The organism is Acidisoma sp., from assembly GCF_035492295.1.
Classification (GTDB): domain Bacteria; phylum Pseudomonadota; class Alphaproteobacteria; order Acetobacterales; family Acetobacteraceae; genus Acidisoma.
Genome location: NZ_DATJJK010000210.1, coordinates 22,122 through 31,166, shown reverse-complemented (window position 1 = coordinate 31,166; position 9,045 = coordinate 22,122). Strand labels below are relative to the sequence as shown.

General features: G+C 64.2%; 6 protein-coding genes and 1 pseudogene. 4 read left to right on the top strand and 3 right to left on the bottom strand.

Annotation, left to right across the window (positions count from 1 at the left end):
• Window positions 1-396 precede the first annotated feature (396 nt).
• From VL752_RS22280 to VL752_RS16145, 3 genes and pseudogenes are all read left to right on the top strand, one after another.
• Window positions 397-1,149: pseudogene (locus VL752_RS22280) on the top strand (chemotaxis protein CheB); the annotation flags it as partial.
• A gap of 205 nt (window positions 1,150-1,354) precedes the next feature.
• Window positions 1,355-3,559 carry a CheR family methyltransferase gene (locus tag VL752_RS16150; RefSeq protein ID WP_325356886.1) on the top strand — a complete coding sequence of 735 codons (2,205 nt, stop codon included), beginning with the start codon at window positions 1,355-1,357 and terminating at the stop codon, window positions 3,557-3,559.
• Window positions 3,556-3,933: a response regulator gene (locus tag VL752_RS16145; protein WP_325356885.1), complete on the top strand. Its 378-nt coding sequence runs from the start codon at window positions 3,556-3,558 to the stop codon at window positions 3,931-3,933. Before VL752_RS16150 ends, VL752_RS16145 begins: the two co-directional genes overlap by 4 nt.
• 46 nt (window positions 3,934-3,979) lie before the next feature.
• Here the strand turns inward: VL752_RS16145 and VL752_RS16140 are convergent, their stop codons facing one another.
• The 3 genes from VL752_RS16140 to VL752_RS16130 all read right to left on the bottom strand — a co-directional run bounded on the left by VL752_RS16140 (window position 3,980) and on the right by VL752_RS16130 (window position 8,392).
• Window positions 3,980-5,239: an MFS transporter gene (locus tag VL752_RS16140; protein ID WP_325356884.1), complete on the bottom strand. Its 1,260-nt coding sequence runs from the start codon at window positions 5,237-5,239 to the stop codon at window positions 3,980-3,982.
• A 10-nt stretch (window positions 5,240-5,249) separates the two neighbouring features.
• On the bottom strand, window positions 5,250-6,023 hold the full coding sequence (locus tag VL752_RS16135) for a ferredoxin--NADP reductase (RefSeq protein ID WP_325356883.1): 774 nt from the start codon (window positions 6,021-6,023) through the stop codon (window positions 5,250-5,252).
• A gap of 83 nt (window positions 6,024-6,106) precedes the next feature.
• Window positions 6,107-8,392, bottom strand: coding sequence for a D-tagatose-bisphosphate aldolase, class II, non-catalytic subunit (locus VL752_RS16130; protein WP_325356882.1), 2,286 nt, complete (start codon window positions 8,390-8,392; stop codon window positions 6,107-6,109).
• A 91-nt stretch (window positions 8,393-8,483) separates the two neighbouring features.
• Between VL752_RS16130 and msrA the strand changes: the two genes are divergently transcribed.
• The gene (gene msrA / locus VL752_RS16125) at window positions 8,484-9,032 is read left to right on the top strand and encodes a peptide-methionine (S)-S-oxide reductase MsrA (RefSeq protein WP_325356881.1); all 549 of its coding nucleotides are present in this window, start codon (window positions 8,484-8,486) and stop codon (window positions 9,030-9,032) included.
• The last annotated feature ends 13 nt before the right edge of the window (window positions 9,033-9,045 follow it).

Here is a 9,045-nt window from a genome sequence, read left to right as displayed (position 1 = left end):
CCGGTTGTTGATCACGTTTCTTGTGATCGCGATCCATCGTTGCAGACCGTCAGAGAAGGGCCATCTCAAATGCTTGAACTGGGCCTTCGTCCGCAGCATTTGTTTCGACCTCCCAAACGAAGAAGCCCTTGTCCACCCACTGTCAAAAAATTGCTGCTTTACGACCAGAGAATTGATGCGATACCGATCCTATGTGCGACCGTGCCTCCACGGCGGTGCTTGACAGGCCATTGAGCCGCAAGGAGGTTGGCCGCGCCCATCGCCCGGAGGCTCCATGCCAAGAAACCATCCCGCGGCCACACGTCTGACCGGTTGGCGTCACGGCGTCATGATCGCGCGCCGGGGGTGTGGTATGGTCTTCGTGGCGCTCCGCCCGGCGGAGCGGCGGGACGCCTTATGAGGCATACCTCGGTGACGAACACGCCCATTTTTCCCATTGTCGGTATCGGCGCCTCGGCCGGCGGCATTGAGGCCTTGGAGGGATTGTTTCGAGGCATGCCCGCCCAGCCCGGGCTGGCGCTCGTCATTGTCACCCATCTCAGTCCCGATCGGGAAAGCCTGTTGCATGAGGTCGTACGCAACTACACCGCTCTTCCGGTCCATGTCGCGGCGGAAGGGATGGCGGTCGAAATCGACAGCGTCTACGTCATGCCCGCTGACTCCAGCCTTGAGATTCAAAACCGCCGACTGGTTCTTCGCCCGAACGACCATCGGCGCGAGCGCAAGCCCGTCGACATCTTCCTGAGTTCGCTGGCAGTCGACATCGGCGATCTTGCCGGCGGCATCATTCTTTCGGGAGGTGATTCCGACGGCACGCTCGGGATCAAAGCGATCAAGGAACGCGGCGGCATCACCTTCGCCCAGGTCAGAAACGGCTTCGGTCCCCGGCATTCCGATATGCCGGATGCCGCGATCTCCTCCGGCCTCGTCGATTTCGCCGTTCCGGTCGAGGAAATGGGCGGTAAGCTGGCCGAATTCGTCCAAGGCATAGATTTGCTCGATCAGCTTGCCGATGTCCCCATCGCCGCTGGCGAGGCTTCCACCACCAATCGGGGCCTCCCCGAGATCTACAGTCTTCTGCGCAACCAGATTGGCCACGATTTCAGCGGCTATAAGACGAAGACCTTCATGCGCCGAGTGCAGCGGCGCATGCATGTCGCTCAGCTCCGAACCGTTGACGCTTATCTTGAGATGCTGCGGCAGGAGCCCCAGGAAGTCAGTGCCCTGTTTCGGGATCTGCTGATCAACGTGACAAACTTCTTCCGCGACGACGAAGCGTTCGAAACGCTCGCGGGCCGCCGTCATTCCCAGGATTTTCGAAAACCGCGGGGCGGACGATACCGTACGCATCTGGGTGCCCGGCTGTGCTACCGGCGAAGAGGTGTTCTCGATCGCCATCCTGGCACGCGAACACATGGATCATTTGACCGCGGTGCCGCGCGTGCAGATCTTCGCGACCGACATCGACGAGCGCGCGCTCGCCGTCGCTCGCGCCGCACGTTATCCAGGGGCCTTGCTGGCCGGCGTGTCGCCCGAGCGCCGCAAACGCTTTTTCATCGCGGACGGCGGCAGCTTCGTCGTTTCGAAAGATGTGCGCGATCTGTGCATCTTCTCACCTCACAGCGTCATCCGCGATCCGCCGTTCTCCCGTATCAACCTCGTCTCCTGCCGGAATTTGCTGATCTACTTCGGCGCCGATGTGCAGAATCAGGTCATTCCGACATTCCATTACACCTTGCGTCCGGACGGGTATCTCTTTCTCGGATCGGCCGAGAACGTCAGCCAGTTCAGCGAACTTTTCGCCCCTGTCGACAAGCATCACCGGATCTTTCGCCGCCGCTCGGACGTGCCGCGGACAGTCCGGCTGCCGTTTTTGCTGCACGGGCTTCGGCCGGGACAGGGATTGGACCTCTCGCCACGGCGACCGCCGCTCACCGGAACCACGTTGCGGCAAACGGTGGACGAACAGATCGTCGAGCGCTTTGCGCCGCCGCATGTCGTGGTCAATCACGATGGTGACGTCGTCTACTATTCGACGCGGACGGGAAAGTATCTCGAAGCCCCCGCTGGCCCGCCCTCACACCACCTGCTCACGATGGTCCGCAAGGGGCTCCGCCTGGATCTGCGCACCCTGTTCCGGGAAGCGGTTGAGACCGGAAGGAGCGCGACACGTGACGGGGTTTCCCTGGACACCGAAGAAGGCGGCGTTCAGATCGTCAACCTCACCATCGAACCCTTGGGGGATCGTACCGGCGGCGAACCCCTCTTCCTGGTGCTGTTCACGGATTACGGGCCGGTACTCAGCCGCGATGATGCCCCCGCCCAGGCTCAGGCCCGTCACGACGGTGTGGCGGCCCATACCGAGCGGGAGTTGCGTGAGACGCGGGACCGCCTGCAGTCCATGATCGAGGAATACGAGACAGCGTTGGAGGAACTGAAATCCTCCAACGAGGAACTCGTCTCCGTCAACGAGGAAATGCAGTCGACTAACGAGGAACTCGAGGCGTCGAAGGAGGAGCTGCAATCGGTCAACGAAGAGCTGCACACGGTCAATGCCGAGCTTAACGGTAAGGTTGATGCTTTGGACCGCGCCAATAGCGATCTGCAGAATCTGTTCGAAAGCACCGATGTCGCGACCGTCTTTCTCGACACCAAGTTCGTGATCCGCAGTTTCACGCCGGCGGTGACGAAGATCTTCGATATTCTGCCCACCGATAAGGGCCGGCCCATCACGGCTTTTTCGAGCCGGCTGCATTTCCCGAGCTTTGCCCAGGATATTCAGGCGGTGTTCGCCAGTGCGAATTCGATCGAGAAGCGGATCGAGAGTGATCCTCGCGGGGCCCACTATCTCGCGCGGCTAGCGCCCTATCGCAGCCGCGACCAGAAGATCGAAGGCGTGGTAGTGACCTTCATCGACGTCACGAACCTCACTCAATCAGAGGCAAGGCAGCGTCTTCTCATCGCCGAACTTCAACACAGAACGCGCAACCTTCTGGCCGTTGTACAGTCACTCGCGCAGCAGACCCTCGGCAGGGGCGGTTCGCTGGAAGGGTTCATGACCAGGCTGGCCGCCCTTGGCCGGGTTCAGAGCCTGGTCAGCGGGTCGATGGACGATGATATCGACCTTGGCGATATCATCCGGCTCGAATTGCAGGCCATCGGCGCCGCGGACGGGAAAATAACCGTGTCCGGGCCGCCAGTGGCCTTGGGGTTCGACCTCATCCAGACCTTCGCGCTCGCCCTTCATGAGCTCGCAACCAATGCCGTCAAGCACGGCGCGCTCAAAGACGGTCCTGGGCGGCTCGCCGTATCCTGGAGCCTTCGGCGCAACGGTCAAGATGCCCCCGTGCTGGTGCTGGACTGGCAAGAGGAAGGTGTTGCGGGAATCGTGACGCCCACGCGCCGCGGGTTCGGGAGACAGCTCATCGAGAAGGCATTGACCTTCACCTTGCACGCCAAGACGGATCTGTCGTTCGAGGAGGGGGGCATCTCATGTCGCATCGAACTGCCCTTGCCTGCCCCGGTGGCGAAACCCTCTGAACAAGAGGCGATGGTATGACGGATGGCGACAAGGGTCTCTGCGGCCGCCGTATTCTCGTCATCGAGGATGACTATCTCGTGGCCCTGATGGTGGTCGATCTGCTGGAAGACGCAGGCGCCGAAGTTGTCGGGCCGATCGGCTGGCTGGAAGAAGCGCTGAGCTTCATCGAGGATGATCTCAACCGCTTCGACGGGGCCGTGCTGGACGTCAATCTGCACGGCAAGAAATCCTACCCGCTTGCGGATGCGCTGGCGAAACGCGCAATCCACTTCACCTTCGCCACCGGCTACGGCAGCGGCGTGCTGGACGAGCCCTATCGGCGCTATCCGCGCTGCGAGAAGCCGTTTAGCCAGAGGCTGCTGGTCGCCGCGTTAATGCACGATCCTGACTGAGTGCCGCGGCGGAACCGAGGTTGCGGCCTCGGACGGCGGCGCCTTCTCAGCCTGCCGGCGTGGGGAGCGGCTCCATGCGGCTGAGGCGCCAGGACAGGAAGAGGCCGACCAGGATCAGCGCCGTCGTCATCCCCGTCACGCCAGTCCAACCCCAGCGGTTCATGAAAACGCCGCCCGTCGTGCCGACGACGCTGGCGCCGAGGTAGTAGAAGAAGAGATAGAGCGAAGACGCCTGGGCCTTCGCATGGCGGGCGCGCATGCCCACCCAGCCACTGGCGATGGAGTGGGAGCCGAAGAAGCCGAAGGTCACCAGCGCGACGCCCAGCAAGACCAGCCAGACGCTGCGGGTCTCGGTCAGCGCGGTGCCGGCCAGCATGATCGCGAAGCCGGTCCAGAGCACGCGGCGGCGACCCAGCCGGTTGCCGATATTGCCCATCCATGCCGAGCTGAAGATGCCGATGAGATAGCAGGAGAAGATGAGGCCAACCTCGGCCTGGCTGAGGTTGAAGGGCGGCGCCAGCAGCCGGTAGCCGAGATAATTGTAGATCGTGATGAAGCCACCCATGAGCAGGAAGCCCTCGGCAAAGAGCATCACCAGGGCGCGGTCCCGCAGATGGGAGATGAAGGCATTGCCCAGAGCGTCCAGCGAGAACCGGCGCGGCTGAAAGAAGCGCGACGGCGGCAGGATGCGCCAGAAGGTGAGATTACCGATGAGCGAGGCGAGCCCGATGATCAGCACCGACATGCGCCAGCTCATATGCCCGGCCATGACGCCGATCAGCAGCCGCCCCGTCATGCCGCCCAAGGCATTGCCGCCGATATAGAGGCCCATGGAGAGGCCGGTGGAACGCGGATGGATCTCTTCCGCCACATAGGCCATGGCAACCGCCGGCAGGCCGCTCAGGGTTACGCCCATGAGCGCGCGCACGGCGAGGAATTGCCACCATTCCGGCACCAGGGCGGAGATGACCATGAGCACGGAGGAGGAGACGACGGAGGCGACCATCACCGGCTTGCGGCCGATCGTCTCGGAGACCGTGCTCGCCACCAGCATGCAGACGGCCATGAGGCCGCTGGTGAGCGACAGGGAGAGGCTGGATTGCGCCTCCGTCAGCCGGTACTCCTGGGAGAAGATCGGCAGCAGCGGCTGGATCGAATAGAGCAGCGCGAAGGTGGAGAAGCCGGCGGTCGCGAGCGCGATCTGGGTGAGCAGAAAAGCGCGTGTGCCATGCTGGATCTTCTCGGGCGTGCCGCCCATCAATCCGGCGCCGGGCGCCGGGTTCGGGGAGGTCACGCTCCGAGCCATCCGCTTGTTCCTACTTCTCGACGAAGGCCTTTTCGACCACGAACTGCGCGGGCGTCGTGTGGCTGCCCTCGTGGAACCCCTCACTCCGCAGCCAGGCGGTCATGTCTGTCAGCAGTTCGGGGCTGCCACAGAGCATGAAGCGATCGTCTTCCTTGCTGATCGCCGGCAGGCCGAGCTCGGAGGTAATGGTGCCCTCGGCGATGAGGTCGGTCAGCCGGCCGCGATTGCGGAAGGGTTCGCGCGTCACGGTCGGGTAATAGAGCAGCTTCCCGGCCACGATCTCGCCGATCAGCTCGTCATTCGGCAGCTGGTCCTGAATGTAATCGGCATAGGCGAGTTCGGCGACCTGCCGCACGCCATGGCAGAGCACGACATGCTCGAAGCGTTCGTAGATCTCGGGATCCTTGATGATCGCCATGAAGGGCGCAAGGCCGGTGCCGGTGCCGAGGAGATAGAGATTTTTGCCCGGCAGCAGGCTGTCGGCGACGAGGGTGCCGACCGGCTTGCGGCCGACGAGGATCTTGTCCCCCTCCTGGATGTTCTGCAGGCGGGAGGTGAGCGGGCCGTCCGGCACCTTGATCGAGAGGAATTCGAGCCCCTCCTCGTAATTGGCGCTGGCGAGGCTATAGGCGCGCATCAGCGGCCGGCCCTCGACCTCGAGACCGATCATCGTGAACTGGCCGTTGAGAAAGCGGAAAGACGGGTCCCGCGTGGTCTGGAAACTGAACAGCCGGTCCGTCCAATGATGGACGCTGGTGACCGTTTCCGTATTGAACGCCGACATCCGCCCTCCGCCTCTGTTACTGCCTCGTATGCATACTTATGACCGCAGGCCCGCTTCGGCCAAGCCCCTATGTTGCAGCGCAGCTATCGCGGCTGGCAGGCCGCCGCATAAACGCGCAGCACGTCCCGCACCGCCTCCACCGCCAGCGTCCGTGCCTGCGCGGCCAGGGCCCCGGTGGCGACACGCTCGTAGAAGCGCGGCAGATACTGGCTGATCAGCGGTTCGGGTATCGTGAGCCCCTCCAGCCGCGCGAAAAGCCGCTCCACGGCCGCCACCGCCTCGGGTTCCGGCCAGTAGTAGCGGATGCGGTCGCTGTAGCTGTAATGCCGCAGGATGCGAAGCTGCGCGGGAGTGCCGTGATAGTGCGACTTCCAGTGAACGGGGTTCAGCATCATCACCCGTTCCATCGCCGCCGGCAGGCCGTCGGCATCGGGGTCGAGGTCCGGCGCCAGGATGGCGGCGATCTCGTCCAGACCATACAGCGCCTCCCTGAGCGCGAAGGTCAGCGCGGGCCCCACCTTCAGGATCGGAAATCCGTCCCGCACCAGGGCAGCGAGCGCCTGCGGCGTCTGGTAATCCGTCGCATGCGCCTCAAACACGAGGCCGGGGAGTTGGCCGAGTGCCGCCGCGAGATCGGCGGCGGCGGCGGAATCGTAGCGCATCACGGTCTCGTTGCCGTGCTCCACGCCCGGCTGCACGACAAGCGCCACGACGCGACTCAGCATGCGCCCCAGCCCCTGTTCGGTGAAGCGCTGGCGATGCACAGCATAGGTCGCGACCGGCGCCTCCGGGTCCGTCACATGGGTCTCGGGGGTCGCTTCCAGCGCGCCGCCCGGGGTCGGAACCTCGGTGCCGATGATGTAATAAGGGCGTGAGCCGACCTCGGCCGCCACCCGCTCCGCGACGACGGCGAGCCGCGCCGCGCGTTCGGCGACCAGCGCATCGGGCAGTGCCGCGGGCTCACCCGCGCAACCCATGCTGGCATCGAGATGGATCTTGAGGAAGCCGGCACGCAGGAAGGCCGCCACCATCGTCTCGGCCTCAGCCATTGCCTCTTCGGCCGGCAGCGCCTTCCAGGGGTTGGGGCCGAGATGATCGCCGCCCAGGATGATGCGGCTCTTCGGGAAGCCCACCCGCTCGGCAATGGCATAGACGAAATCGGTGAAGTCGGCCGGTGTCATGCCGGTATAGCCGCCCTGATGGTTGACCTGGTTGCAGGTCGCCTCGATCAGCGCCGTCGTCCCGTCCTCGCGGGCCTGGAGCAGCGCCGCCTCGATCACCAGCGGATGAGCAGAGCAGACGGAGGTGATGCCGAAGGGCCGGCCGGCAGCCCGGGCGGGCGCGAATTCAGCCAGAAGATCGGCACCCGACGGTGCGAGCGCAGGCTTGCCGGGCACCTGGCCACGGCGCTGGGAGAGGATGAAGGCATCCAATTCGGCGAAGCTCGCGGTGCCTTCCATGGGTCCGCGCCGCGTCACCGCCAGCGCGCCGGCCGCCGCGGCATAGCGCAGGCATTCGGAAACGCTTCGCCCCTGCAGGCGGCAGGTGATGAAGGTGGCGCCGAAACAGTCCCCGGCACCGGTCGGGTCGACCTCGGTCACCGAGAAGGCCGGCACACGGCGGTTTTCCCGCCCGTCATGGTAGCTCGCCCCTTCCGCCCCGTGCTTGATGACGATGGCCGAGACACCGAGGCCAAGGATTTCGGCAATCGCCCCGCCCTCGTTCGTCGATTCGGTCAGCATCGTCAGTTCGTTGCCCGAGGGCATGAAGATGTCGCAGAGGTTGAGCATCTCCAGCAGCGCCTCGCGCATGCCGGGCGCATCCAGGATTTCCTTGCGGATGTTCGGATCGAAGGAGACCGTGCCGCCCTGCGCCTGGATGATGCCGATGGCAGTCTTGGTCTCTTCAATGATGCGCGGGGAGGCGAGCGAGGAGCCCATGACGTGCAGGTGGCTGCTGCGGCGGAGCAGATCGTGCGCCGCCTCCGTCAGCCGCGTTTGGCCGCAGGCACTGTGGCGGATGTTGTAGACGAAGTCGCGGTCGCCGCTCGGCCGATAGCGCACGAAGGCGCTGCCTGTCGCGTAGGTCGGATCGACGTCGATGGCGCTGACGTCCACGCCGTCCCGCCGCAGACGCTCGACATTGACCCAGGCGAAGTCGTCCTGGCCGACGGCGCTGACGATGCCGCAGGGGAAGCCGAGCTTGCCCACCTGATCGATGAAGATCGCGGGCGCGCCGCTGGGGAAGGGCCCTACGAGATTGACCGGTTCACGAAACCCGACGCCGACCTCGGTCGCCATGATTTCCGCCAGGATCTCTCCGATCGTGACGATCCCGCCCGGCGCTGCCGCGCCCTCTGCCAATGCCATGCCGCCGTCCTCTTGCTACACGAGCTCTTTTCCGGTCGTGTCGGAATGCCGATATGCTGAACCGCACATTTGGTCAAAAGTGGAGACAAGCATGACAATGGCAACGGCCATCCTGGGCGGCGGATGCTTTTGGTGCACCGAAGCCGTTTTCGAGGAATTGGAGGGCGTCTCGGCCGTGAAATCCGGCTATGCCGGCGGCCAGGTTCCCAACCCGACTTATGAGGCGGTCTGCACCGGCCGCACCGGCCATGCCGAGGTGATCGCCGTCACCTACGATCCGGCGGTCATTTCCTACGCGGATCTGCTGCGCGTCTTTTTCGCGACCCATGACCCGACGACCCTCAACCGGCAGGGCAATGACGTCGGCACCCAATACCGCTCGACGATCATGCCGGCGAACGAGGAAGAGGCAAAGACCGCCCGCGCGGTGATGGCCGAGATCGAGGCCCGTGGCGCCTGGGGCGCGCCGCTGGTCACCAAGATTGAGCCGCTCGACGTCTTCTACCCGGCCGAGGACTATCATGACGATTACTTCGCCCGGAACCCGAATGCCGGTTATTGCCGGGTCATCATCGCGCCCAAGGTCGCGAAGATGCGCAAGGAATTCATTGATCGGCTGAAGAAGACGCCGGCCGCCTGAACCCGAAACGGAT

What these genes read in the sequence shown, in the direction of transcription:
- VL752_RS16135 (WP_325356883.1), bottom strand. Translation starts at nt 6,023, where the DNA reads ATGTCGGCGTTCAATACGGAAACGGTCACCAGCGTCCATCATTGGACG.
- VL752_RS16130 (WP_325356882.1), bottom strand. Translation starts at nt 8,392, where the DNA reads ATGGCATTGGCAGAGGGCGCGGCAGCGCCGGGCGGGATCGTCACGATC.
- msrA (WP_325356881.1), top strand. Translation starts at nt 8,484, where the DNA reads ATGACAATGGCAACGGCCATCCTGGGCGGCGGATGCTTTTGGTGCACC.
- VL752_RS16145 (WP_325356885.1), top strand. Translation starts at nt 3,556, where the DNA reads ATGACGGATGGCGACAAGGGTCTCTGCGGCCGCCGTATTCTCGTCATC.
- VL752_RS16140 (WP_325356884.1), bottom strand. Translation starts at nt 5,239, where the DNA reads ATGGCTCGGAGCGTGACCTCCCCGAACCCGGCGCCCGGCGCCGGATTG.